This is a genomic window from Nonomuraea diastatica (genome assembly GCF_004349015.1).
Taxonomy (GTDB): domain Bacteria; phylum Actinomycetota; class Actinomycetes; order Streptosporangiales; family Streptosporangiaceae; genus Nonomuraea; species Nonomuraea diastatica.
Window position 1 is genome coordinate 1 of record NZ_SMKP01000170.1, and the last position, 24,462, is coordinate 24,462.

Genomic DNA, 24,462 nt, shown 5'->3' on the forward strand with positions numbered 1-24,462 from the left:
GGCTCGGCCGCGTCCGTGCGGTCGGCCGGGTGGGCGGGCTCGGTCATGAGGCATCCTTGAGGTCGTAGACGGCGTAGCCGCCGCGGTCGGGCGGGCCCGCGCAGACGTGCAGGCGGCGGGCGCGGATCTCGGCGACCGTGGAGACCACGGTCGCGACGTTCAGCTCGGGGGCGTCGGCGGCGTGGTGGCACAGGGCGTCGGGCGCGCCGTGCCGGTCGGCCAGGACGGCGGCCAGCTCCTCGGGTCCCGCGTACGGCCCCGCGGCGGCGAGCAGCGCGTCGAGCCTGGCCTGGCGGGCGCGCGAGTTGCGCAACCAGGGCTGCGGGGCGTTCTCGTGGGCGGCCAGTTCGCTGAGGAAGTGGTTGGTGTGGGTGAGGACTCCCGCGGACGGCTCGATCCTGCCCACGCCGCCTGGGGTGGTCTCCAGGTCGAGCGCGCCCCGCTCGTCGGCGATGAGCAGGTTGCGCGGGCCCGACCTGGGCACCGCCGCGACCGCGTCGGCCGCGCGGAACCGGTCCCGCTCCCCCAGGGCGAGCCGGGTCAGCAGGTAACGCGGCACGCCCACCTGCCACTGGTCCGTACGCAGGAAGTTGCCGAACACGGCGACACCCGCGTCGTTCATCCCGTGGTGGCCGAGTTGCCCGGCCGGGGTGACGGTGATCAGCGCGGGCCCGGCGGCCGGCCGCCTGCGCATCACCACGAACAGCGGGCCCACCTCGGCCGGGAGGTCGGCGTTCTGCGCGGCGATCGGGCCGTCCTGCCGGGCGGAGCCGACCAGGGCCAGCGAGCTGCATTCGGGGGCGGCGGTGTTCCAGCCGGTCAGCTCGGCGCGCAACTGCAGGATCCAGCCGTCGGCCGCGCTCAGCCCTGCACCCTCGCCGACGCCGTCCACCTCGGCGGCCAGCTCCGACGCGAGTGCCCCACTGGCGGCCCCAATGGTGGTCCCGGTGGCGGCCCCGGTGGCGGCCCCGGCGGCGGCAAGGGTGGCGGCCCGGAACTTCATGGCCCGGCCCCTGGCGGCCGCCAGGCCGAGGCCGCTGACGATCAGCTCGTGATGCCGCAGGACGAGCGGGCGCGCGGCCTCGCCGTACGCCCGGCCCGCGGCCCGGCCGTCGCCGGGGATGTCGATCTCCGTCAACCGGACGGGAGGGTTCACCCGTCCACCTCCTTCAGGCTCGTTCATGGCTTCCTCGCCGCGCGGTGAGCGACGGGACGGCGGCGACCAGCTCGCGGGTGTACTCGTGCCGGGGGTCGGTGTAGATCTGCTCGGCGGGTCCCAGCTCGACCAGCTCGCCGCCGCGCATCACGCCGATCCGGTCGGCGACCAGCCGGACGACGGCCAGGTCGTGGGAGATGAACACGCAGCCGAACCCGGTGGCCTCGCGCAGCCCGGCGAGCAGGTCGAGGATCTGGGCCTGGGTGGAGACGTCCAGGGCGGAGACCGGCTCGTCGCAGATCAGCACGCGCGGGTCGCAGGCGATGGCGCGGGCGATGGCGATGCGCTGGCGCTGGCCGCCGGAGAACGCGCGCGGCAGCCGGTCGGCGTGCTCAGGGCGGAGCCCGACCTGCCGGAGCAGCTCGGCGACCCGGTCACGACGGGCTGCGGCGTCCAGGCCGGTGTGCAGCAGGAGGGGCTCGGCGATGCTCGCTCCTACGCGCATGGCCGGGTTGAGCGAGCCGAGCGGGTCCTGGAAGACCATCTGCAGGTCCTTGCGGCGGGCCCGCAGCGCCCGCCCGCGCAGACGGGCCAGGTCGTCGCCGGCGAGCAGCACCTGGCCGCGGTCGGGACGCAGCAGGCCGACCAGCATGCGCGCGGTCGTGGACTTGCCCGAGCCGCTCTCGCCGACGATGGCCAGCGTCTCTCCCGCGCCCACCTCGAACGACACGTCTCGCACGGCGGGCCGCCGGCCGAACGTCTTCACCAGGCCGCGGGCCTCCAGCAGACCACCGGCCCGCGGCTCCCGCCCGCTCGCCCCGCCTCCACGGGCCCGCTCAGGACCGCTCATGGTGCCGCCTGCACGTGCCTGTTCACGACCGCTCATGGTGCCGCATGCACGTGCCTGCTCAGGACCGCTCATGGTGTCGCCTCCGCCGGTTTGCGGAGCTCGCTGAGCTCGTGGAGTTCGGTGCTGCGGGCGCAGCGCACGCTCCGGGAGCCCGCCCTGACGAGCTCGATCGGCGCGGTGTCGCACGGATCCGGCCGCGCGTGGGCGCAGCGGGAGCTGAACGCGCAGCCGGGCGGCGGCTCCCCGGGGGCGGGCACGGTGCCGGGGATGGCCTGCGGTCTGCGTCCGCGCATGGCGTTCTCCGGCGCGGCGGCCAGGAGCGCCGACGTGTACGGGTGCGCGGGATCGTCGAACACCTCGCCCACGGCGCCCTCCTCCACGAGCCGGCCGGCGTACATGACCGCGAGCCTGTGGCAGGTGCCGGCGACCACGCCAGGTCGTGGGTGACCAGCAGCATGGCCATGCCGAGCTCGTCCTGCATCCGGACGAGCAGGTCGAGGATCTGCGCCTGGATGGTCACGTCGAGCGCGGTGGTCGGCTCGTCGGCGATGAGGACGGCGGGCTCGCAGGCCAGCGCCATGGCGATCACCGCGCGCTGCCGCATGCCGCCGCTGAACGTGTGCGGGTGGTCTCCCGCGCGCCTGCCCGGCTCCTTGATGCCGACGGCGCCGAGCAGGTCCACGGCCTGCCGGGCGGCGGGGGCGCGGCCCATGCCGAGGTGGCGCCTGAGCACTTCAGCGATCTGCTCGCCCACGGTGATGGACGGGTTGAGGCTGGCCATGGGGTCCTGGAACACCATGGCGACACGCCGTCCGCGGACGTCGGCCAGCGTGCGGCCGCCGGCCGTCACGAGATCGAGAGGCGACGGGTCGCCTGGCTCCAGCAGGCGCACCGAGCCCCTGGTGACGGCGACGCCGCGCGGCAGCAGTCCGAGCAGGGCCAGGGCGGTCATCGACTTGCCCGAGCCGGACTCGCCCACCAGCGCCAGCGCCTCGCCCGCGCGCAGCCGGAAGGACACGTCGTGCACGAGGGGGACCGGGCCAGCCGCGACCGACAGGCCGACCACCTCCAGCACCTGCTCCGCGGTCATGAGACCTCCATGGCCATGGTCCTGCGCTCATTGATGACCTCGACGAATGCGGTCATGAAGGCTCCCGATCCCGGCGGGCCAGCGCGTCGCGCAGCCCGTCGCCTACGGTGTTGAACGCGAGCACCGCCACCAGGATCACCAGGCCGGGCAGGATGACCAGCATGGGTTCCTGTTCGAGGTAGCGTACGGCCCGCTTGAGCATGGATCCCCAGCTCGCGAGGGGAGGCTGCACACCCAGGCCGAGAAAGCTGAGGCTCGCCTCGGCGAGGATGGCGTAGCCGAACGTGAGGAAAACCTTGACGATCAGCGGCGTGCCGACGTTGGGGAGGACGTGCCGCCACAGGATCCGGGGGGTGGAGCAGCCGGTGGTGATCGCGGCCTGGATGTACGTCTGGCCGCGCACGGTCATGGTGGCTCCCCGGGCCACCCGGTAGAAGCCGGGCGCGTAGACCACTCCGACGGCGATCATCGCGTTCGTCAGGCTGGGGCCGAGCGCCGTGGCGATGGCGATGGCCAGCACCAGGCCGGGGATCGACAGCAGCGCGTCGGCGACGCGTGACAGCACGAGGTCGGCGCCGCGTCCCAGGTAGCCGGCGAGCAGGCCGAGCGGCACCCCGCAGACCGTGGCCACGCTCACCGCCAGCAGCGAGGCGCCGAGCGAGACCCGGGTGCCGTGCAGCAGCCTGCTGAGCACGTCGCGGCCGGATTCGTCGGTGCCCAGCCAGTGCGCGGCGCTGGGTCCCTCCAGCCGGTGCAGCAGGTCCTGGTCCACCGGGTCGTGCGGGGCGATGAGCGGCGCCGCGAGGGCGACCAGGGTGAGGACGGCCAGCACGCCGAGGGCGACGGCGACGTCCCGCCGGCCGGCCAGCCGCCGTCCGAGGGTGTCGCGCCGCGCGGCCGTGATCGCGGTCATGCGGCCGCTCCTGTCTCCTGGCCCGGGGTGAGCCACCGGTACGCCAGGTCGACCGCCAGGTTGGCAGCCACCACGACGACGGTGCTGGTGATCACGATGCCCTGCAGGACGGGCAGGTCCTGGCGGGTCACGGTGGACTCGGCGAGCGTGCCGAGCCCGGGCAGCCCGAACACGGCCTCCACCACCACCGCGCCGCCGAGCAGCTGGCCGGTCTCCAGCCCGAGCACGGTCACGAACGGCACCGCCGCGTTGCGCACGGCGTGCTTGCGCACCACCGTGAGCGGCAGCAGACCCTTCGCCCTGGCGGTGCGTATGTAGTCGGTGTCGAGCACGTCGGCGAGGGCCGCCCTGAGCTGGCGGGTCGGCTCGACGGCGGCGGCGACGCCCAGCGTCATGGCGGGCAGGGCGAGGTGCGCGGCGAAGGCTCCGGCGCCGTCGGTGAGCGGCCGGAACCCGGTGGCGGGGAAGACGGGCACGGTGAGCGCCAGCGCCAGGATCAGCATCAGTCCCAGCCAGAACGACGGGGTGGCGACCGCGAGCGCGGTGCCGGAGGAGATCACCCGGTCGAGCCGCCCGCCGGGCCGCAACGCGGCGAGCGTCCCGAGCGGCAGCGAGATCAGCACCGCCACCGCCATGGCGGCCACGGCGAGGGAGAGCGTCACCGGCAGCCGTTCGAGGAGGATCTCGGTGACCGGCTGGGAGTTGTAGAGCGAGGTGCCGAGGTCACCGGTGACGGCGGCCGTCGCCCAGCTCAGGTAGCGCACGGCCACGGGCTGGTCGAGACCCAGCCCGGTGCGTACGGCGGCGATCTCCTCGCGGGTGGCGTGCTCGCCGGCGATGTGGATGGCGGGATCGCCGGGGATCAGCAGGGACAATCCGAATGTGATCACGGACACGACGAAGAGCACCACGACGGCCCCCGCCAGCCGCCTGAGCAGAAATATCGCCATAAGTCAGCCCATACCGACGACGCGGATGTCGTCGTACCCGGTGAGCAGCTTGTCGAAGTCGCGCACCTTGTCGTTGACCGCGTAGTACAGCTTGCGGTTGCAGATCGGCACGTTGTACGCGTGCTCGGCGGCGACCTTGGCGATCTCCCGGTATCCGGCCTGCTGCGCGGCCCGGTCGGTCGCGGCCGCGCTCTCCCCCGCGAGCTCCTCGATCCGCTCCACGGTGAGGTCACCCGGGTTGTTGAGCCCGCCCTTCAGGTAGTCCTGCTGGGCGATGAGCCGAGGGTCGGGACCGGCCACGCCGATCTGGCTGACCAGGGCGTCGGCCTCGCCGCGGTTCTGGTAGAGGTCGATCGACTGGTCAGCGCTCATCGGCCGCAGCTTCATGTCGACGCCGACCTGCTTGAACTGGTCCTGGATGGCCTCGCCGAGCTGCACGAACGCGGTGTTGTCCCACACCAGCGCGGTGAAGGAGAACCCGTTCTGCAGCCCCGCGGCGGCCAGCAGCTGCTTGGCCTTGGCCGGGTCGTAGGGGTAGGCGCTCGCGAGCGAGGGCTCGTGCGCCCAGTGCCCGGCCGGGGCCGCCTGGACGGTCGGCTCGCAGGAGCCGAGCAGCAGCTTCTCGGTGATCGTCTTGCGGTCGACGGCGTGGTTGAGCGCCTGGCGCACCCGCTGGTCGCCGAACTTCGAGCGGCCGGTGTTGAGGTTGAGCTGGTAGACGAGCCCGGTCAGGAACTCCTCCACCTTCAGGTCGGCGTCGTGCGCGGTGCCGGCCTGCTCGGGACGGATGAGCGTGGCGTCGTACTGGCCCGAGCGCACGCCGTTGAGCCGGGTGTCGTCGTCGTTGACGAACGACATCTCCAGGCCCTTGAGCCGCTGGGAGCTCTTGTCGTAGTAGCCGGAGAAGGGCTTGTAGACGACGCGGTCGTCCCTGCGGTAGTCGGTGACCTGGTAGGGGCCCGAGCCCACCGGTTTCCTGTCGAGGTCGGGGTTGTCGAACGCCTTGGGGCTGATCAGCGCGCCGCCCCGGTGGGCCAGGGCGTTGAGGAGATCCTCCTCCGATCCGGTGAAGCGGATGGCCAGCTCGCCGTCCTCGGCCTCGACCTCTTTGATCATCTTCAGCAGCGGCTTGGCGGTGCTGCCCTGGGCCGTCATCGCGCGCTCCAGGTTGGCGCGCACGGCCTCGGCGTCCAGCGGGGTGCCGTCGTGGAACGTCGCGCCGGAGCGCAGCGTGAAGATCTGCTTCCCGCCCTTCTTCGTCCACGACTCCGCGATCATGGGAGCGATCTCGCCCTCGGGCGTGATCGTGACGAGGCGGTCGTAGACGGGCAGGACATAGAGCTCGTCCCAGGCCGTGGACGCCTTGTGCGGGTCGAGGGTGGAGGGGAACGCGGTGTAGGCGAAGCGCAGCACGCCAGCTCCGCTCTGGGTGGACGGGGCTCGTTCACCGCCGCTCTGGGCGCAGCCCGCGCTCAGGACGGCGATCGCGGTCAGGGAGGCCGCGAGAACGCGACCGGTCATACGAGACATGTGAGTCTCCTTACGGATGCATCTCCTCCCAGCACGCGCGGCTGAGATGGGCAATGTGGACCCTCGCGCCCGAAAACCCCGGCAGCCCGTCGGGCAGGACCGCGGGAAGCTCGTCCGTGTAGACCGCGAGCACGTAGCGCGGCCCGTCGTCGCCGAAGAAGACGCCGCCGTCGCTGACGTCCCGCCAGCCGGCGCCGCTCTTGTGCGCGATCTTGGTTCCGTACGGCAGGAACGCCGGCAGCGTGTCCCTGAACTGCTGGCGGCAGAGCACGTCCAGCGCGAACGAGCAGAGCCGGGGCGGGCATCCGAGCAGCCGGTTCGCCTCACCTCCGGTGTCGCCGCCGGCCGTGGAACCGCGGACGATCAGCTCCAGCAGCCTGGCCTGGTCGCCGGGCGTCGTCACGTTGCTCGCGTCGACCGGATGGTCGGGGGCCAGCTCCGGGATCAGCGCGTGACGGTGCCGCGTGCCGTCGAGCCCGGCCGCCGCGCACAGGTCGTTCACGGCGTCGAGGCCGACCAGGTCGAGGACATGGGCGGTGGACAGGTTGTCGCTTTGGATGATCATCAGGGTGAGGGCGTCGCGCAACGACAGACTCAGCCCCGGTTCGAGGTGTTGCAGGAGCCCGGTGAACACACGGTCGCGGTAGCGCCCGTCGATGGTCACGCGGGCGTCCAGGTCGAGCTCGCCCCTGTGCACGGCGCGCAGGGCCGCCATCATGACGGCGACCTTGCGGGTGCTGGCCGCCGGGAAGGCCCGCGTGCCGTGCCGGTCCGCCCGCATCCCCCCGGCCCTGGCGCCGTCCGGGCCGCCGTCCGGCAGGCCGATGAGGCACCAGCCGGTGACGTACGGCTGCACGTCGCACAACGCGTTCAGCCGGCGGACGGCCCGTGCGAACCGGGACGTGCTCGAATGCATGTCGGCGACTCTAAGCCAAATCGATTTGGCACCACAAGACCCACTGCCCAAACGATTTGGCACCGATGGCCTTAGGCTGGCCCCCATGCAGCCGTCACGATCCCGGCCGCGGATCCGCGATGTCGCGGAGGCCGCGGGGGTGTCCGAGACCACGGTCTCCCACGTGCTCAACAACAAGGGCCGGGTCGACGCGGCGACCCGGGCCCGGGTGGCGGAGGTGGCCGAGCGGCTCGGCTACCGGCCCAACAGCAACGCGCGCGGGCTGCGCTCGGGCCGGGCGGACACGATCGCGCTGCTGATGCCGATCGTCGATCTCGACGCCACCCACCACATCCTGGCCGTCGACTTCTACCTGTCGCTGACCATGAACGTGGTGGAGGCCGCGTTCGAGCGCGACCAGGCGCTGCTCCAGCTGCCGCCGCTGCGCCGCCTCGACGACCTGCGCCGGTTCGGCATCGACGGCGGGATCGTCGTCGACCCGCTGCCCTCGGATCCACGGGTGGCCATGTTCGACCGGCTCGGCCTGCCGGTGGTCACGATCGGCCGCGACATCGCCCATCCCGGCGACCACCGGTGGGTCGCCGCCGACAGCGCGGCCGGCACGCTGACCGTGCTCGACCACCTGGCCGCCGCCGGAGCGCGCCGGGTGGCGATGTTGTCGGTCGACATCGAATGGTCGTGGTTCGCCGACGCCGAACGGGCGTACGCGGAGTGGACCGCGCGGCACGGCCGCGCTCCCCTGCTGGTGCTGGCGCGGCCCGACAAGCTCGACAGCAGCGCGGCGGAGGCGGCGGGACGGCTGCTCGACCTGGAGCCGGACGCCGTCTACGTGCCGCCGCAGTGGCTGGCCACCGGCCTGCTGCGTGCCACCAGGGAGCGCGGCCTGAGCGTTCCCGGCGACCTGCTCGTGTCCGTGGGGGTCGACAGCCACCAGGCGCGCACCAGCGAACCGGCGCTCACGGCCGTCGACCTGGATCCGGCCAGGACCGCGCGGGAGGCAGTCGACCTGCTGATCAGCCGGATCGAGGGGCACCCGCCTCAGGCGCCCCGCGTCATCCCGATCACCCTGCTCCCCCGGCGGTCCACGGCGGCGATCACTCGAAGGGCGTGAGGAAGTCCTCCGGCCGCAGCGCTTGCCCACGATGCGGACGTCGCCGATCCAGCCGTCGTAGCCCTGGCCGCACCTCAGCCGCGAACTGGCTGCCGCCGATGGCGAACGGCCTGCCCAGCGTGGTGATGCCCCGGGAGTGTGGCTCCACGAGGTGGGGTCGGCGTCACGGCCGGTCGGGCAGACGACGTACTGCAGCAACCGCTCGGGCGACAGGTTGAGGCTGCACGTGGGCTCGTCGGGCGACCAGCCGCCCGTCTTTCCTGCATCGCCACTGCGGCCCTGTCATCTCAGGATACCCATCCAGGCGTGGTCGCCCTCGAACGGGTCGGGCAGCTTGACGAACGCCTCGATCGTGGAGCCGGACTCGAACCTCATGCTGTTGATCGGCGCGTCCGGGCCCGACCGCCAGAGCCTCGGCCGCCGCTGTCGGCTGCCGGTCCGGGGTCCTCATAGCAGTCGCGGAGAGTCCAATGAACCGTGTGTCCCGAACGCAGAGAGGGGCTTGAACCTTTGATCAGGGCAAACCCGCGTTCACCGAGACGGCGCAGTCCGCCCGCGGCAGCGGTGTACAGCGCACCGGGCACATGTGCGCGGGCGGCGGTCAGATCGTGCACCGAGCCCGGTTCGACAGCGGCGATCCGCACGGAACGCCGCTGGGTTCCGACAGGCAGTTCCTGGCCGCTCACGCCGCGCGACCATCGCGTGTGACTTCCTGGTGGTCGAGACGCTGCTGCTCAAACGGCTGTATGTGCGAGGGCTGTGTCTGATGAAACATGACCTCGCCCACCGGCTTCCGGGCGTTCCGCGGAGGTAGCCTCCAATCATGCTCCATGGGCGGGAAGAGGAACTTCAGGCGTTGAGCGGCCTCGTTTCCGACACTCGCCGCGGTCGGGGCCGGGCCCTCGTGGTGCAGGGCGAGGCCGGGATCGGGAAGACCGCGCTGTTGCGGTGGGCGGCTGCGGAGGCTGGGTCTGCCATGCGGGTGCTCGGCTGCTCAGGCGTGCAGGCAGAGCTCCCGCTGGCCTTCGGAGGGCTGCACCAGCTGCTGTCCCCGCTGCTCGACCTGCTGCCAGAGCTGCCGGAGCAGCAGGCCGCGGCGCTGCGCAGCGCGTTGGGCCTGTCCCCCGCGCCCACCGCCGACCTGCCGGTACGCATCGCCGCGCTCTCCTTGCTGCGACGGGCGGCGGACGAGACCCCGCTGCTCGTCGTCGTGGACGATCTGCAGTGGCTCGACCGGGCTAGCGCAGGAGTCGTGCTCTTCGCCGCCCGCCGGCTCGACCGCCTGCCCATCGGCCTCCTCGCCGCCCTGCGGGAGCCCGAAGGGGCCGGGGACGCCGGGGACCTCATCGGGAAGGCGCCCGCCGCCCCGGACACCCGGGATTTCCCCCGGATCGCGCTTCACGGGCTTGCCGAAGACGCCGCCTCCGCGCTGCTCGACGAACAGGGATGGGGGACACCGGGACCCACCAGGCGCGCGATCGTCTCGGCCGTCGGCGGCAACCCGCTGGCGCTGGAGGAAGTGGTCCGGCTCGGCGACCCGCCGGAGGTGGCCGAGAGGATCGTCCTCACCGGTACGGCCCCGGTCGGCCGGCGTCTGCGCGCGGTCTTCGCGGAGCGGACCAGGGGCCTTCCCGAGCAGGTACGCACCCTGCTCCTGGTGGCGGCCGCCGAGGACAGCGGCCGCACCGACATCGTGCTGGGCGCGGCCGGCCGGCTCGGGGCGGACGCTCGGGCGTTGGACGCGGCCGAACGCGCGGGGCACCTGGACCTGCCGGGGCCCCGGCTGCGCTTCCGGCATCCGCTCGTACGGGCCGCTGTGTATGCCGACGCCTCTACGCAGAGCCGGGCACGCGTCCACCGAGCTCTCGCCGACGAGCTGGCATTGTCGCCGGAGCCGGCGCAGGGCGAACGGGCCGTGTGGCACCGCGCGCTCGCGGCGACGGGACCCGACGATCGGCTGGCGGAGATGTTGGAGGCCGGTGCGGCGGAGGTGAAGAGGCGAGGTGGCCTGGCCGCCGCTGCGGCCGTACTGCACCGGGCCGCCCAGATGAGCACGGCCCCGCAGCAGCACACCAGGCGGCTGACCGCAGCGGCGGACGCCGCCTGGAAGTCGGGCAGTCCTCAGCTCGCCCGCCCGCTGCTGCGGGAGGCGCTCGTGCGGCCTGCGGACGACGTCACTCGGCTGGAGTTGCTCCGGTTGCAGGGCATGATGGAGCTCTGGGACGGCGACCAGGAGGCGGCCGTCGCCCGGCTGCTGCACGTCGCCGAGTTGCTGACTGACCGGCACACGGAGCGCGCGGTCGACCTGACGTTCATGGCCGTCGACGGGGCGCTGCGCGCCGACCGCATGGACGAGGCGCTGCGCGCCGCGGCGCAGATCGAGGCCGCGGGTGCCCGGGACCCGGGCTATGCCAGGTATGGCCGGTGGCTCGCGGAGTCTCTCGCCGACCGGCCCCGGCACGGGCTGTCTCCGTGGCAGCTGTTCGATGCGGCCCCGAAGTCTCTCGCCCGTGACGAGGCGATCCGCTGGGTGTGGGCGGCGGCGCTCGGGACGTTCGGGGCACCGCCCCGGCAGGTCCGCGCCTTCACCCTGGAGGCGTGTGCGCACCTCGACGCCACCGGGATGCTGGCCGTCTACGTCCTGCTCCTGTCCTGGCTCGCGGAGTTGGAGTACCGGCTGGGAATGTGGCAGGAATGCGCGGCGCACGCGCAGGAGGGGCTGCGCGCGGCGCGGGACGTGGGTCAGCCCGTCCTGGAGGCGGACCTGCTGGCCCTGCTCGCCCTCCTGTGCGCCGGGCGCGGGCAGGAGGACGAGTGCCGCGAACACGCCGAGCGGGCCCTGGCGCTGGCGGTCACGCAGGGCAACAGGTCAGCGGCGGCCACCGCGCAGTGGGCGCTGGGACGGCTGGCGCTGAATGCGGACGACTACGAGGAGGCCTGCGAACGGCTTGGGTCGCTCGGCCGGCCTGGATCTCCGTTCGCCCACCGCCGGCTGGCGCGCCGCGCCGCCCTCGATGGGGTGGAGGCGCAGGTGCGGGCGGGCCGCAGAGAAGGCGCCGAGCAGGCTGCGCGGGAGTTCGAGCAGTGGTCGGAGCAGAGCACGCTGACGTGGCCACAGCTGCACCGGCACGCTCTGCGGGCGCTGCTCGCGGAGGGGGACGCGGCCGACAAGCATTTCCGGGAGGCTCTGGCAGCGCCGGGCGCGGCGGACGAGCCGTTCATCCAGGCCCGTACGGCGATGCTGTACGGCGAGTGGCTGCGGCGCACACGGCACGAGGGCGAGGCAAGGAGGCAGTTGCGTCACGCAGTCGAGGTGCTGGAGGGGCTCGGCGCGGAGCAGGAGGCGGAACGCGCACGGCGTCAGCTGCGGGCCGCCGGCGGCGCGACCCGGCGGCGCCGCGGCGATCCCACTGCTCGACTGACGGTTCAGGAGTTGCAGGTCGCCCGGCTGGCTGCGGCGGGGCTGAGCAACCGGGAGATCGGCGCTCGGCTGGCGGTGAGCCCGCGGACCGTCGGCTACCACCTGTACAAGATCTTTCCCAAGCTGGGGATCAGCAGCCGCTCCCAACTGCGCGACGCCGACCTCTAACCCGCTCAGCGCGCGTGCGTCAGCCCATCAGTTTGTCCGGGGTGATGGGCAGGTCGGTGATCCGCTTGCCGGTGGCGTGGTAGACGGCGTTGGCGATGGCCGCGGCGACGCCGACCGAGATCACCTCGCCCATGCCCTTGCTGCCATGCGGGTGGGCGACCGTGTCGGGTTTGTCCACGAAGAGGACGTCGATGTCGGGGACGTCGGCGTTGACCGGGATGTGGTAGTCGGTGAACGCCGGGCCGAGGTACCGCCCGGAGACCGGGTCGGGGACCAGCTGCTCCATCAGCGCCCAGCCCATGCCCATCACGATGCCGCCCTGCGCCTGGTTCCGTGCCGCCTTGTGGTTGGTGACCCGGCCGATGTCGAAGACGCCGACGTGCCGGGTGACGCGGACTCGCGGCAGCCGGGGGTTGATGCGCACCTCGGTGAAGTGCGCGCCGAACGTGGCCACCGCGTGCGACGTGCGCGGTTTGTAGTGCCCCTTGCCCAGGACCGCTTTGCCTCCGTGGCGGGTCAGCAGGTCACGGTAGGTCTCCTCGCGCCGCGGCTTCTCCCGGTGGAACAGCTTGCCGTCGCCCGCCTCGATCTCGCCCTGCGGCAGCCCGTACAGGGGCGACTCCGGGTCTGCGACGGCCATGCGCACGGCTGTCGCGCGGGCCTGCTCCGCGGCGAGATGGACGGCGGAGCCGGTGTACCCCGTCGCTTTCGAGCCGCCGTTGCCCGGGGTCCTGGGCAGCCTCGTGTCGCCCGCCCGGACGTCCACCCGGTCGAGGGGCACGCCGGTGCCGGCCGCGGTGATCTGGGCGACCAGGGTGAGGCTGCCGGTCCCGATCTCCTGGATGGCCGCGCGTACCTCGGCCGTGCCGTCCGCCCGGATCACCACCTCAGCCTGCGTCGCCTTGCCGTCGGGGAGTTCGCCGCGGACGGCGGTGGCCATGCCGTACCCGATCAGATCGTCGCCGTCGCGGAGCGAGCCCGGCTTGGCCGGACGGCGCGACCAGCCGAAGCGCTCGGCACCCAGATCGTAGGCCTCCAGCAGGTTCTTGTCGCTCCACTCTCTGCGGCTGAGCGGGTCCCTGTCCAGGTGGTTGCGGCGGCGCAGCTCCAGCGGGTCCATGTCGAGGCGGTACGCCAGCTCGTCCATCGCGCTCTCCAGGGCGAAGGAGCCGGGGCCGTCGCCCGGCGCCCGCAGGTTCTGGGACGGGCCGATGTTCACCTTCGCGACCCGCGTGGTGACCGACAGAGCCTGCGCGGCGTAGGTGGAGGCCGTGGAGACGACCGCCGGCTCCGGCCGGTCGCCACGCACCTCGGTCGCGTTGACGACGTCGTGGAAGATCACCGCGAGCTTGCCGCGGGCGTCGGCACCGAGGCGTATGCGCTGGATGATCGGCGGCTGGTGACCCATCGCGGTGAAGCTCTGCTTGCGTGTGATGACGAGCTTGACCGGGCGCCGGACGGCCCGTGCGGCCGCCGCGGCGAGCAGGCTGTGGGCCCATACGGTGGTTTTGTTGCCGAACGCCCCGCCGACAAGCGGGGACAGTACCCGGACACGGTCGGGCGGCAGCCCGAACACGGCGGCCACGACGTCCCGGTGCACGTGCACTTTCTGGCTGCAGTCACGCAGGGTGAGCGTGCCCCCCTCCCAGGAGGCGACCACAGCGCCCGGCTCCAGCGGGGCGTGGCTGTAGTGCGGCACCCGGTAAGTGGTGTCGATACGCACGGCCGCGCCGTCCAGCGCCGCCTGCGGATCGGCGTCCTGCGGCAGCACGGCCCGCTGGGGGAACGGCGGTTGGATCAACCGCCCGGTCGCGGTGTAGGCGTCGGGAAGCGCCTCGTCGAGGGTCGGCACGGGCCGGTGCACCTCGTAGTCGATGGCCACGAGCGAGGCCGCGTGCTCGGCCTGCTCCGGTGTCTCGGCGACGACGACGGCGAGGTACTGCCCGTAGTAGGTGATCCGGTCATCGGCCAGCGGGAAGCGGTTCTCGACGTACTGGGCGTCCGCGGGGCTGCCCTTCCACGGCATCCGGTCGCGGTGGGTGAGGACGGCGAGCACACCGGGCGCGGCCGCCGCCCGTGCGGTGTCGATGCGGCGCACCCGGCCCGAGGAGACCGTGGAGGCGACGAGGGCGGCGTGGGTCATGCGGGGAAGCCGGGCGTCGGCGGTGTACCGGGCCGAACCGGTGACCTTGTCGCGTGCCTCCACCCGGTCCACGGGCGCGCCGATCCCCGACTTCGGCACCTCGGTCGTCCTGGATGTCATCAGTCACCTTTCAGCTCGGTGAGGGCCTGCCGCACGACTTCCCGGGCGAGGCTCACCTTGTATGTGTTGTCGGGACGTGGCGCGGCGCCGTTGGTCGCGGCCTTCGCGGCGGCGTCGATGGCGTCCTTGTCGAGGGGCCGGCCGTTCAGCGCCCGCTCGGCCGCCTCCGCCCGCCACGGTTTGGGTGCCACGCCACCGAGGGAGATCCTGGACGAGCGGATCCTGCCGCCGCGCAGCTCCACAGCGACGGCGGCGGAGGCCAGCGAGAAGGCGTACGAGGCACGGTCCCGGAACTTGACGTAGTGGGAGCGCTCGGAGGAGGCCCGTGGAGGCAGCTCGACGGCGAGGATGAGTTCATCGCGGCGCAGCGTGACCTCCTCGGCGGGAGTGCGGCCGGGCAGCCGGTGCAGTGCGTCGATGGGAATGCGGCGCTCCCCGCGGGGCCCGCGCACCAGGATCTCGGCGTCGAGTGCCTGCAGGGCGACGGCGCAGTCGGACGGGTGTACGGCGACGCACGCTCCGCTCGTGCCCAGGATCGCCTGGCGGCTGCTGTCGCCGCTCAGCGCGGCACAGCCGGAACCGGGGTCACGGCGGTTGCAGGCGAATTCGGGTACCCGGTAGTAGGGGCAGCGCACCCGCTGCAAAAGGTTGCCACCGAAGGTTGCGCGGTTGCGGATCTGCGGAGACGCGCCGGAGCGCAATGCCTCGGCGAGGACCGGGAAGTTCCGCTCGATCCGTTTGTCGGAGACGGCGTTGCGACACAGGGCACCGATGCGGAGCCCTCCGTCCGGTCGTGCGGAGACCTCGGCGAGGTCGAGCCCGTTGATGTCGATCAGGTGGCTGGGCCGCCGGATCCCGTCGCGTATCAGGGTTGTCAGGTCGGTTCCGCCGGCGATGACGGCGGCCGTGGGATTGTCGGCGAGCACCCGGATCGCCTCGCCGACGTCGCGGGCCCGTATGTACTGGAAGGGTTCCATGCCTATCGTTGCCTCGCCATCGCGGCGGAGGCCGACTCGATGGCGTCCCGGATGTTGCAGTAGGCCGCGCACCTGCAGAGGTTGCCGCTCATCGCCTCCGGGATGCGGTCCTTCGCGATGCCGGGTTCGTCGGCGAGCAGTCCGACGGCGGAGACGATCTGCCCGGACGTGCAGAAGCCGCACTGGAACGCATCGTGGTCTATGAACGCCTGCTGTACGGGGTGCAGGCTGTCGCCGTCGGCGATCCCCTCGATGGTGGTGATCTCCTGCTTCTCGTGCATCACCGCGAAGGTGAGGCACGACAGCACCCGCCGCCCGTCCAGCAGTACCGTGCAGGCCCCGCAGGCACCCTGATTGCAGCCCTTCTTCGGCCCCGTGATGCCCATTTCGTCGCGTAGAGCGTCGAGAAGGCTTGTGCGCGGGTCGATGGCCGGCGTCACGTGCCGTCCGTTGACGGTAAGGGAGATCGGGCGCGTGGTTCCCGCGGTGGGGGTGGCGTTCGCCGCGGGGGCGGGCAGGTGATGGCCGACCGTCAGGGCCGCTCCGACGGCCGCACCTCCGCGCAACACGGTGCGCCTGGTGGGTTTCTGGGATGCCTCATCCGACATGCGTGCTCCTTTCAGGACACGCCCAGCCTCTCGGCTCGCCCGTCGGCCTGCATCTGTCACTCTGACTAGTCGTCGGTCGGCAGGTCCTTCTGCGGGTACACGCGTGCACACGCAGAAGGACGCCCATCGCGGGTCTGCGGTGGCCTCTCCCGGCCGCGGTCAGGTACGGCCGGCCAGCCGGCGGACGATAGCGCCGAAAGCGGCCACGGGCTGATCGGTCCTGCTCAGCGGCCAGCACATCGCGATGCGCAGCGGCGCGATGTCGTGGACGGGCCGCCAGGCCAGGTCAGGCCGGCTGTAGTGCCGGCTCATCGACTCGGGACCGATGCAGACCGCCGACCCGGAGGCGACGTGTTCGAGCATCTCTTCGACGTTGTCGTTCTCCGGACCCCAGATCGGCTCGCGTCCGCCGGGACGTGGGTTCACCGCCCACCAGTCGACCCAGTGCTTCGGAGCCCGGCGGGTCCATACCAGTGGTTCATCGGACAGGTCCAGGATCGAGATCGTCTCGCGCCCTGCCAGGTGGTGTCCGGCGGCGATGCCGACCATGCGCCTCTCGACGGCGACGATCTCGGTGTGCAGTCCGGTCGTGTCGGCTGGGAGCCACACGAAGGCGACGTCGACGAGCCCTTCGTGCAGCGCGGCGACCTCACCGCCCCACTCGAAGCGTTTCGGCTCGACGGAGAAGTCGGGGTGCAGCCGACGGAACTCGGCATAGGCGTGGGTGGCCAGCGAACCGGCGCCTGAGGCCTCGAACCCGACCCGCAGAATGCGTGCCGTGACGGCGGCAACGAGCCGCGCGGTGCGCTGGGCGGTCTGCCAGTCGGCGACCAGTTGCCGGGCGAGCGGGAGGAAAGCCTCTCCGGCGGTGGTGAGCAGCACCTGCCGGCTGGTCCGCTCGAAGAGCGGCGTGCGCAGGTCCTCCTCCAGGCGCCGGATTCTGCGGCTTAGGACCGGCTGGGAAACGAAGAGCCGTTCCGAGGCTCGCGTGAAGTTGAGCTGTTCGGCCAGCTCGATGAAGTACCGCAGGGCACGCGTGTCCACATCCATGCGCCGGCCTCCTGCGCGATCCTAAAGACGATCTATGCATTTACTGTATAGAAAGAGGTCTTGGACGTGGCCCGGACAACGGGGTTTTCTGGACCTCGCGGGATCCGGGACCAGGCGGCCGTCATGCCGGCGTTCCGGTGGAGCGGCTCCCGGCGTCCTCGCGGGGCGCCCGCCACTGTGCCCGAACTCGGCTCCTCGCTCCAGAGCGCACCCATACGGGAGGACGACCATGTCACGTGATCCACATGCCGAACGCCACCAGCCATCGCGCTCGCCGCGACGCGAAGTCCTGATGGCGGCGGCTGCCGGCCTCGCAGCGGCGGCAGCGCTCCCGGGCGGGGAAGCCGTCGCGGCCGCGCACACGGCGCCGGCCGGAGGCGGCCGCCCCCGCGGCACGGGCCGGTTCGCGGGGAAGAGCGTGCTCATCACTGGAGCGACCTCGGGCATCGGCAAGGCCACCGCCTACGCCTTCGCCAAGGAGGGCGCCCGGGTGATGTTCTGTGGCCGGCGTACCGAGTTGGGACGGCGTAACGAACGCGAGATCCGCGACTCCGGCGGAGAGGCGAGCTTCCATCGTGCCGACGTCCGCGAGGAATCCGACGTCGTGGCGCTGGTCGCGGAGTGCGTGCGCCGCTACGGCCGGATCGACATCGCCGTCAACAACGCGGGCGTCGAAACGCCCCGGGCCGCACCGCTGCACCAGCAGCCGGTACGGGACTTCGACGCCGTCTGGCGCACCAATGCCCGGGGTGTCTTCATGTCCATGAAGTATGAGCTGACGAGGATGTTGCGCCAGCGTCGCGGCGTCATCATCAACACGGCCTCGATCTCCGCCGAAGTCGGGTTCGCCACCATCGCGCCGTATAACGCCAGCAAGCACGCCGTCGCCTCGCTCACCAAGGTCGCCGCGCTGGAATACGCGGACAAGGGCATCCGCGTCAACGCCCTGGCGCCGGGAGCGGTGGACACCCCGATGCTGCGGCGCGCCGCCGAGGCGTTCGGGACGACCTACGAGGAAATCGCGCAGGACTATCCGGTCAAACGGATCGTGCACCCCGACGAGATCGCCCGCGTGATCATGTTCCTTGCCTCGGACGAGGCGTCCGCCGTGGTCGGAACCGACGTCGACGCCTCGGGCGGCTACCTGACCGGCTGACCTCGCGCCGTGGTCCGGGGCCGGCGATGCGTCCCGACCCACGTCCTACTGAGCAGCGCGGAACAGGTCTCGCGCCAGCCGTACAAGATTGTCGACGAGAGGCGAGGTGTCTCCGGTGCGCCAGGCGAGGCTGAGCGTCGAGGCGTGCACGCGCGGCGTCACCGGGACGAAGCGCACGTCCGGGCGGGTGAGCCTCGCCACCGAGGCGGGGACGAGGGAGACGCCCAGCCCCGCGGCGACCAGGCCTGCGATGGTCTGCATCTGGACGGCCTCCTGAGCCACCGCGGGGACGAAGCCGCCACGTCGGCACAGGCTGGTGACCTGATCGTAGAGACCTGGTCCCGCCTGCCGAGGAAACAGCACGAAATCCTCCCCGGCCAGGAGTGATACCGGGATGCTTGACCGGCCCGCGAGGCGGTGATCGGAAGGGAGCACGGCGAGGAGTGCCTCCTTCTCGAGCGGCTTCAGGCTCAACCGGGCGGCGGCCTTCCCGGCAAGCGGCGGGCGCAGCAGCCCGGCATCCAGCTCGCCGATGAGCAGCTGTTCGGCCTGGCTCGCCGTCGGCAGCTCCCGCAACCTGAGCTCTACGCCCGGGTGTCTGCGGCGGAAGGCGCGGATAAGCGTCGGGAGCGTGGCCGCGGCGGCGGACCCGACCAGGCCGATCATCAGCTGGCCGGCTTCGCCTCGGCCGGTTGCCCTCGCGGCGAGCGTGGCGCGTTCGACCTTGGAAAGTATCGCGCGTGCTTCACCGATGAACGCCTCGCCGGCGAGGGTGAGGGCGACCTGACGCGATGAGCGCTCGAACAACCTGACCCCCAGTTCTTCCTCGAGGCTCTTGATCTGCTGGCTCAGAGGTGGCTGGGCGATGCCCAGGCGCTTTGCGGCACGCCCGAAATGGAGGGTGTCGGCGAGAGCCACGGCGCACCGCATATGACGCAGCTCCATGGTGCTCCAATCGCTCGGCGATATGTAAGCCATATCGATGGTGGCAAATCTAGTAATCGATAGTAATGACTCTCGGCCGGCATGCGAGTCTGATGGCGGCAATCGTCACGCGTCAACAGGAGGTCATTGTCATGTCCGAGGGCTTGCCGCGTCGGCAGGTGTTGGGCTGGGGCGCCTTGCTTGCCGCCGCACCTCTCGTGCAGTCCGGCCCAGCGCATGCCTCCGAAAACCCGATACGCCGGTCCCCCTGGCACGTGCGCAGTGGTTCCGGCATCCGGATCGCGTTGCGGGAGGTCTGGGCACCTGGCAGAGGCCGGGACCTCCCGCCGGTCCTCCTGCTGCACGGCGCCCGGGTGCCCGGAGAAGCGAGCTTCGACCTGCCGGTCGACGGCGGCTCACTCGCGGCCGATCTCGCCCTGGCCGGGCATCGTGTCCACATCATGGACGCCCGAGGCTACGGCGCATCTACCCGGCCCGCCGAGATGGACGACCCACCCCTGGAGAACCCGCCCCTGGCGACGGGCGTTGATGTCGTCCAAGACGTTGCCGCCGCCGTGCGGGGCATCCAGGCGAGATCACGGCGGAGGGCGGTCGCCCTCGTCGGCTGGGCCACCGGCGCCCACTGGCTCGGCTGGTACGCGTCCCGGTATCCCGGCGCGGTGAGTCATCTGGTGTTCTACAACAGCCTCTACGGCGCGGTCGACGGGCATCCGACCCTGGGCCGCGGCAGCCAATACGAGGATCCGGAGCGTCCGGGGGAGTTCAACACCGGAAAGTTCGGCGCCTACCGGCTGTCCACCGGCGAGTCGCTGATACCCAGCTGGGATAGCAGCATTCCGGTCGAGGACAAGACACAGTGGCGGGACCCCAACGTCGTGGACGCCTACGTCAGGCTGGCACTCGCCAGCGACCCTACGTCGGAGCAGCGGCAGCCGCCGAGCTTTCGTGCCCCCACCGGTGCCCTCTCCGACTCGTTCTACCTCGCCATTGGCCGCAAGCTATGGCACGCCGGGACGATCACCGCCAAGACGCTCATCGTGCGCAGCGAGCTCGACTTCTGGAGCAGGGAGGAAGACGTGCCCACTCTGAAAGCCGACCTACGGCGGGCGCAAGCCGTACGGACCGTAACGCTCGAGCAGGCGACTCACTACACCCACCTGGACCGGGAGGAACGGGGCAGGGGGGCGCTCATCAAGGAGCTCACGACCTGGCTCGGATCCCGTCCCGCCCGGAAACACGGTTTCGTGACGTGAACTGGGGTTCTGCCGCGCGATCAGGGCGGCGGCTGCGATCACCGCGAGGTGCTGTTGTCGCTTGTCCACCTGTGTGGTCGGTGCCGAGCTTGGTCAGGATGGCCGGCCTGGGACCGGTGGTGAGGGGCGTCCTTGCACTGGCCCAGCGCGGCGTGGGCGAGGCCGTCGTGGGCGGCGGGCCTGGTCGCCCGGCTGGCCCGGGTCCGCGGCACGATGCAGCGCCTTCCGGTGGCTGTCGAGCGCCTGGTCGTGATGGCCCCGGTCGTGCCGCAGAAGGCCCATGCCGTGGATGGCCTCGAACTGCCCGTCGCGGTTGCCGATCCCGCATGCGAGGTCAGGGCCTGCTCGTATCGCCCGCCGATGCGGTGCGTGTCGCATGACCTGCGAGCGGTGCCGGACGCGATCGGCTATGCGACCCGGTGCGGGAGCGGGTGGCGGGCCCCGCCGGTGAACTTCCCCGTATGACGCGGTTTACGCGTTCGTCCGGCGCTGGTCGGGGCCTACGGAACGACAAGCCCCCAGTACACCGCCCACGGCACGAACGCCACCGCGGCCACGAGCAGCAGGCCCAGCCGTACTCGCCCGGCGGGGGCCAGGTCATGCCGGCCTCGCCAGGCGGCGGCGGTGGTGAGGCCGGCGGCGATCGCTGTCACAGCGAGGAACTGGAGCAGGAGCCATGGTACGGGGCGGCCGAGGACGCCGGCCCGAGCACGGACGCACCGGCGACGATCAGTACACCGAAGTAGGCCAGGAAACCGAGCACCGTGGCCAGCACGGTGGCGACGAGCACGCGAGCGGGCCAGGCTGCCACAGGCGCGCCACGGCGCCCGCGCATCCGCCTGGCCACAGCCGCCAGCGGGTAGCCGAGGCAGGCCATCAGGAAGATCGCGAAGGCGGCCGGCTGCCACCAGGGCGATTCGTACCAGGCGAGCGGGCCGTCCACTGGGCGGCTCGCCTGGGACTGGCGTGGTGGGCTGTCGAGTGGAAACACGGGCGCGCTGTCGGCCACGTGCTCGATCCGCCCGGCCTCCAGCTCGGCGTGGGTGGGCCGGTCGTCCTACGACGGCAGCGGCCGTACGAACCCGACGGCGGGCGACGGGGGACGAACCGCCGTACATGACGGGGGTGGACGCCCTGCGTGACGGCTGGCGGCTGTTCCAGGCGTCCCAGCTCATCCCGCCGTTCCCGGGACACGAGTACGACACGTCGTTCCTCAAGCACGAGTTCGTCTTCGAGAGACTGTCATAGTTGTGGATCACCCAGTGGATCAGGAAAGGGGCGGGATGCCGGACATGCGCCCGCTCCTGCCGGACGGTCACGAGCACATCGGCGGCTGCCGGGGCGCCGGCGTCGCAGGCCGGCGCGTCGGCGAGGTGTGACCCGTTCGGCGCGGTGTGACCCCGTTCAGCCTCCAGGCCGGCGCGTCAGCGCGAGGGCCGGGCGGTGGGCGCCTCACCCGAGGGGGAGCCGCGTCCGACGCGGTCGCGGAGCGCGTCGATGCGGTTCATCACCGGGGTCGCCGTGATCCCGTGCAGCACGACCGAGGCCACCACGGTGAAGCCCGTCACCGCCCACAGCTCCTCGGGCGGCACGCCGAAACCGGCCTGGCCCAGCGCGTACGCCAGGTAGAACAGCGACCCGATCCCCCGGATGCCGAAGAACGAGATCACCAGGCGCTCCCTGGGCCCCGCCGGGCCGCCCAGCTGCGTGAGCCAGCCCGCCAGCGGCCGGATCACCAGCAGCAGCAGGACCCCGACGGCCGCGCCGCGCCAGGTGAGCGCCGCCAGGCCACCGGCCGCGACGAAGCCGCCGAGCAGGAGCAGCAGCCAGGCCGTGAACAGCCGCTCGATCTGCTCCACGAAGCCGTGCAGGACGCTGTTGTAGCCGTGCCCGTGCTCGGCCCGCCTGATGGCGCACGCCGTGACGAACACCGCGACGAAGCCGTACCCGTGCGCGAGCTCCGTCACCCCGTACGACAGGAAGGTGGCGGCCAGCGCCACGAAGCCGTCACTGCGCTCCGACAGGCGCAGCCCGCGGGCTGGGGCGCGGAAGAACAGGCGCCCGAGCAGCCAGCCGATCAGCAGCCCCATGGCCACCCCGGCCGCCGTTCGGTAGAGGACGTCCACCAGCGCCCACTCCCCCAGCCAGCCCGTGCCGCCGGCCACCGCGACGGCGATGGCGGCGTACACGATGGGGAAGGCCAGCCCGTCGTTGAGCCCGGCCTCCGACGTGAGGGCGAAGCGGACCTCGTCGTCGGCGTTCTCGACGTCCACGGGCTCACCCACGTGCACGTCGGAGGCGAGCACCGGGTCGGTGGGCGCCAGCACCGCCCCGAGCAGCAGCGCCGCCCCGGCCGGCCAGCCCAGCAGGAGGGTCGCGGCGACGGCCACCCCTGCCACGGTCAGCGGCATCACCAGGCCGAGCAGCCGCCACGTCGTCGACCAGGCGCGGACCCCGGCCCGCCGGTTGATCGCCAGGCCGGCCCCCATGAGGGAGACGACGACGCACAGTTCGGTGATGTGCTCCAGGGCCGTCCGGTGGGCGACCGGGTCGGGGCCGGGCAGGGCGATCGGCAGCGCGAACAGCACCACGCCGCCCAGCAGGTAGACCAGCGGGAGGGAGAGCGGCCTGCGGGCGAGCACCTGAGGGAGGATGGCGGCGAGCAGCGCGGCCCCGCCGCCGAGGGCCAGGATGAGATCGGGTGTGGACATCCCTGACCTCCTGCCCAGGAGATCAACGGAAATCCGCGGAGGGCCACGGCAACCGTCGCTCCCGCCCCGGCCCGCCCCTTCCCCTCATATCCGGCGCGAAAAGGGCCGGGTCACATTCGGGATCGAGTTTCGCCGGTGGATCGGGAGTGACATCGGTGGGTTGCGTCGTTCCGGTGATGTGTGATGTTGTGCCGCTCCTGCGCCGGCGGACGGTGAGGGACGTGCCCCGACCGGCCGCCTGCTCTAGCTCAAGGAGGCTTTCGTTGCCGTTCATTGTCGATCTGACCAGCGGGAACGCGGAACGCGAAGACCGCACGGCCGAGAGGGGGCACTTTGGCGGGTCCATACTCGGGCTGCGCCTGATGGCCGAGCGCACGCCCGCCGGGCTGGATCCGTACGACCCCCGCGCCCTGCTGTACGTGGCCGCGGGGATGCTGGGCGGGACGGCCGCTCCCGGGCTGGCGAAGGCGGTGTTCCTGGCCAAGTCGCCGCTGACGGGGGTGGCCGGCGAGTCGCACGCGCTGGGGCCGTTCGCCGCCGGGATGCGCGGTGCGGGGGCCAGGGCGCTGGCCGTGCTGGGGCGGGCCGAGCGGCCGTCGTACCTGCTGATCGAGGGCGGCGAGGTCTCGTGTCGCGACGCCGGCGACCTGTGGGGGCTCGGCACCGCCGCCACGACCGACGCCCTGCGGGCCCGGCACGGCGGCACGGCCCATGTCGCGGCCATCGGGCCCGCCGGTGAGAACCTCGTCAGGTACGCGAGCGTGGTCACCGACCACGCCTTCCCCGCCGGGCGGTACGGCCTCGGCGCGGTCCTCGGTGCCAAGAACCTGAAGGCCATCGTGTGCGCGGGCGACGCCCCCGCGCCGGTCGCCGACCCCGGCACGATCGCCGGGCTGACCGCCTATTACCGCGAGTCGCTGGTCACGAACCCGCTGGCGGTCCTCCAGGCGGGCGAGCCCGGGTTCGCCGGGTGGGTGGGCGATCCCCTCGATCCCGGCTACGCGTCGGTGCGGAACTTCTCCGTGCCGGGAGTGAGCGGGCTGCGGGTTCCGGCCGTCCGCGACTACGACGGGCGGGCGGTGGCGACCACGGGCGCGTGCCCGGGGTGCCCGAACGACTGCCTCAAGGTGTACGCCCCGCCCGGGCCGGCCGAGCGGCGCTCCGGCGGGCTCGGGCAGGAGGCGTTCCTGTCACTCGGGTGGAACCTGGGGATCGACGACCTCGACGCCGTGCTCGCCGCGAACGCCCTCTGCAACGACCTCGGCCTCGACCCCGTCTCGCTCGGCGGGACGCTCGCCTTCGCGATGGAGTGCGCGGCGCGCGGGCTGCTGCCCGGCGGGCCGGCGTTCGGCGACGCGGCGGCGCTGCCGGGGCTGATCAGGGACGTGGCCACC

22 protein-coding genes and 1 pseudogene are annotated in these 24,462 nt (G+C 72.2%); 7 read left to right on the forward strand and 16 right to left on the reverse strand.

All coding sequences use genetic code 11. The features are described from left to right. Window positions 1–43: 43 nt before the first annotated feature. From E1294_RS40360 to E1294_RS40390, 8 genes and pseudogenes are all read right to left on the reverse strand, one after another. Window positions 44–1,156: a C45 family autoproteolytic acyltransferase/hydrolase gene (locus E1294_RS40360; RefSeq protein ID WP_132516242.1), complete on the reverse strand. Its 1,113-nt coding sequence runs from the start codon at window positions 1,154–1,156 to the stop codon at window positions 44–46. A 13-nt stretch (window positions 1,157–1,169) separates the two neighbouring features. Then, window positions 1,170–2,006 (reverse strand): ABC transporter ATP-binding protein, encoded by an 837-nt coding sequence (locus E1294_RS40365; RefSeq protein ID WP_220448205.1) that lies wholly within the window; start codon window positions 2,004–2,006, stop codon window positions 1,170–1,172. 68 nt (window positions 2,007–2,074) lie between these two features. After that, entirely contained in the window at window positions 2,075–2,404 is a 330-nt protein-coding gene (locus E1294_RS58455; RefSeq protein WP_425465254.1) for an oligopeptide/dipeptide ABC transporter ATP-binding protein, read from the reverse strand. A gap of 191 nt (window positions 2,405–2,595) precedes the next feature. Next, window positions 2,596–3,096 (reverse strand): annotated as a pseudogene (locus tag E1294_RS58460) (ATP-binding cassette domain-containing protein); the annotation flags it as partial. Between the two features lie 52 nt (window positions 3,097–3,148). After that, the gene (locus E1294_RS40375; protein ID WP_132516244.1) at window positions 3,149–4,009 is read right to left on the reverse strand and encodes an ABC transporter permease; all 861 of its coding nucleotides are present in this window, start codon (window positions 4,007–4,009) and stop codon (window positions 3,149–3,151) included. Continuing rightward, window positions 4,006–4,959, reverse strand: a complete 954-nt coding sequence (locus E1294_RS40380; RefSeq protein ID WP_132516245.1) for an ABC transporter permease — start codon at window positions 4,957–4,959, stop codon at window positions 4,006–4,008. The genes E1294_RS40375 and E1294_RS40380 overlap by 4 nt, the downstream gene beginning before the upstream one ends. A 3-nt stretch (window positions 4,960–4,962) precedes the next feature. Continuing rightward, window positions 4,963–6,489 (reverse strand): ABC transporter substrate-binding protein, encoded by a 1,527-nt coding sequence (locus E1294_RS40385; RefSeq protein WP_132516246.1) that lies wholly within the window; start codon window positions 6,487–6,489, stop codon window positions 4,963–4,965. A gap of 10 nt (window positions 6,490–6,499) precedes the next feature. Beyond that, window positions 6,500–7,405, reverse strand: coding sequence for a serine hydrolase (locus tag E1294_RS40390; RefSeq protein ID WP_165977743.1), 906 nt, complete (start codon window positions 7,403–7,405; stop codon window positions 6,500–6,502). A gap of 85 nt (window positions 7,406–7,490) precedes the next feature. On the opposite strand from E1294_RS40390, the gene E1294_RS40395 reads away from it, so the two are divergent. After that, the gene (locus E1294_RS40395; protein WP_132516248.1) at window positions 7,491–8,516 is read left to right on the forward strand and encodes a LacI family DNA-binding transcriptional regulator; all 1,026 of its coding nucleotides are present in this window, start codon (window positions 7,491–7,493) and stop codon (window positions 8,514–8,516) included. An 823-nt stretch (window positions 8,517–9,339) separates the two neighbouring features. Beyond that, window positions 9,340–12,105, forward strand: a complete 2,766-nt coding sequence (locus tag E1294_RS40405) for an ATP-binding protein (RefSeq protein ID WP_132516249.1) — start codon at window positions 9,340–9,342, stop codon at window positions 12,103–12,105. Window positions 12,106–12,124: 19 nt separating this feature from the next. On the opposite strand, the gene E1294_RS40410 is transcribed toward E1294_RS40405, so the two are convergent. From E1294_RS40410 to E1294_RS40425, 4 genes are all read right to left on the reverse strand, one after another. After that, window positions 12,125–14,368, reverse strand: coding sequence for a xanthine dehydrogenase family protein molybdopterin-binding subunit (locus E1294_RS40410; protein ID WP_132516250.1), 2,244 nt, complete (start codon window positions 14,366–14,368; stop codon window positions 12,125–12,127). Then, window positions 14,368–15,345 carry an FAD binding domain-containing protein gene (locus tag E1294_RS40415; protein WP_132516251.1) on the reverse strand — a complete coding sequence of 326 codons (978 nt, stop codon included), beginning with the start codon at window positions 15,343–15,345 and terminating at the stop codon, window positions 14,368–14,370. The genes E1294_RS40410 and E1294_RS40415 overlap by 1 nt, the downstream gene beginning before the upstream one ends. Window positions 15,346–15,347: 2 nt before the next feature. Beyond that, window positions 15,348–15,953, reverse strand: coding sequence for a (2Fe-2S)-binding protein (locus E1294_RS40420; RefSeq protein ID WP_132516252.1), 606 nt, complete (start codon window positions 15,951–15,953; stop codon window positions 15,348–15,350). A 159-nt stretch (window positions 15,954–16,112) separates the two neighbouring features. After that, window positions 16,113–17,003: a LysR family transcriptional regulator gene (locus E1294_RS40425; RefSeq protein ID WP_246083646.1), complete on the reverse strand. Its 891-nt coding sequence runs from the start codon at window positions 17,001–17,003 to the stop codon at window positions 16,113–16,115. 292 nt (window positions 17,004–17,295) lie between these two features. Between E1294_RS40425 and E1294_RS40430 the strand changes: the two genes are divergently transcribed. Next, on the forward strand, window positions 17,296–18,159 hold the full coding sequence (locus E1294_RS40430; protein ID WP_220448207.1) for an SDR family NAD(P)-dependent oxidoreductase: 864 nt from the start codon (window positions 17,296–17,298) through the stop codon (window positions 18,157–18,159). A gap of 45 nt (window positions 18,160–18,204) precedes the next feature. On the opposite strand, the gene E1294_RS40435 is transcribed toward E1294_RS40430, so the two are convergent. Beyond that, complete coding sequence (locus tag E1294_RS40435; protein ID WP_342775137.1) at window positions 18,205–19,137, reverse strand: LysR family transcriptional regulator; 933 nt, start codon at window positions 19,135–19,137, stop codon at window positions 18,205–18,207. Window positions 19,138–19,358: 221 nt separating this feature from the next. Between E1294_RS40435 and E1294_RS40440 the strand changes: the two genes are divergently transcribed. Both E1294_RS40440 and E1294_RS40445 read left to right on the forward strand, forming a co-directional pair. After that, window positions 19,359–20,357, forward strand: coding sequence for an alpha/beta hydrolase (locus E1294_RS40440; RefSeq protein ID WP_220448209.1), 999 nt, complete (start codon window positions 19,359–19,361; stop codon window positions 20,355–20,357). A 132-nt stretch (window positions 20,358–20,489) separates the two neighbouring features. Continuing rightward, entirely contained in the window at window positions 20,490–20,822 is a 333-nt protein-coding gene (locus E1294_RS40445) for a hypothetical protein (RefSeq protein WP_132516255.1), read from the forward strand. A 35-nt stretch (window positions 20,823–20,857) separates the two neighbouring features. On the opposite strand, the gene E1294_RS53450 is transcribed toward E1294_RS40445, so the two are convergent. Then, entirely contained in the window at window positions 20,858–21,010 is a 153-nt protein-coding gene (locus tag E1294_RS53450) for a DUF4175 domain-containing protein (RefSeq protein WP_165977744.1), read from the reverse strand. Then, window positions 21,007–21,300, reverse strand: coding sequence for a hypothetical protein (locus E1294_RS40450; protein WP_132516256.1), 294 nt, complete (start codon window positions 21,298–21,300; stop codon window positions 21,007–21,009). Before E1294_RS40450 ends, E1294_RS53450 begins: the two co-directional genes overlap by 4 nt. Before the next feature lie 173 nt (window positions 21,301–21,473). Between E1294_RS40450 and E1294_RS57550 the strand changes: the two genes are divergently transcribed. Beyond that, window positions 21,474–21,605 carry a hypothetical protein gene (locus tag E1294_RS57550; RefSeq protein ID WP_281284583.1) on the forward strand — a complete coding sequence of 44 codons (132 nt, stop codon included), beginning with the start codon at window positions 21,474–21,476 and terminating at the stop codon, window positions 21,603–21,605. Between the two features lie 176 nt (window positions 21,606–21,781). Here the strand turns inward: E1294_RS57550 and E1294_RS40460 are convergent, their stop codons facing one another. Further along, window positions 21,782–23,068: a cation:proton antiporter gene (locus tag E1294_RS40460; protein WP_132516257.1), complete on the reverse strand. Its 1,287-nt coding sequence runs from the start codon at window positions 23,066–23,068 to the stop codon at window positions 21,782–21,784. Window positions 23,069–23,331: 263 nt separating this feature from the next. Here E1294_RS40460 and E1294_RS40465 point away from each other — a divergent pair. Further along, window positions 23,332–24,462, forward strand: a 1,131-nt coding sequence (locus E1294_RS40465; protein WP_220448210.1) for an aldehyde ferredoxin oxidoreductase N-terminal domain-containing protein, incomplete at its 3' end; no start/stop codon positions are given.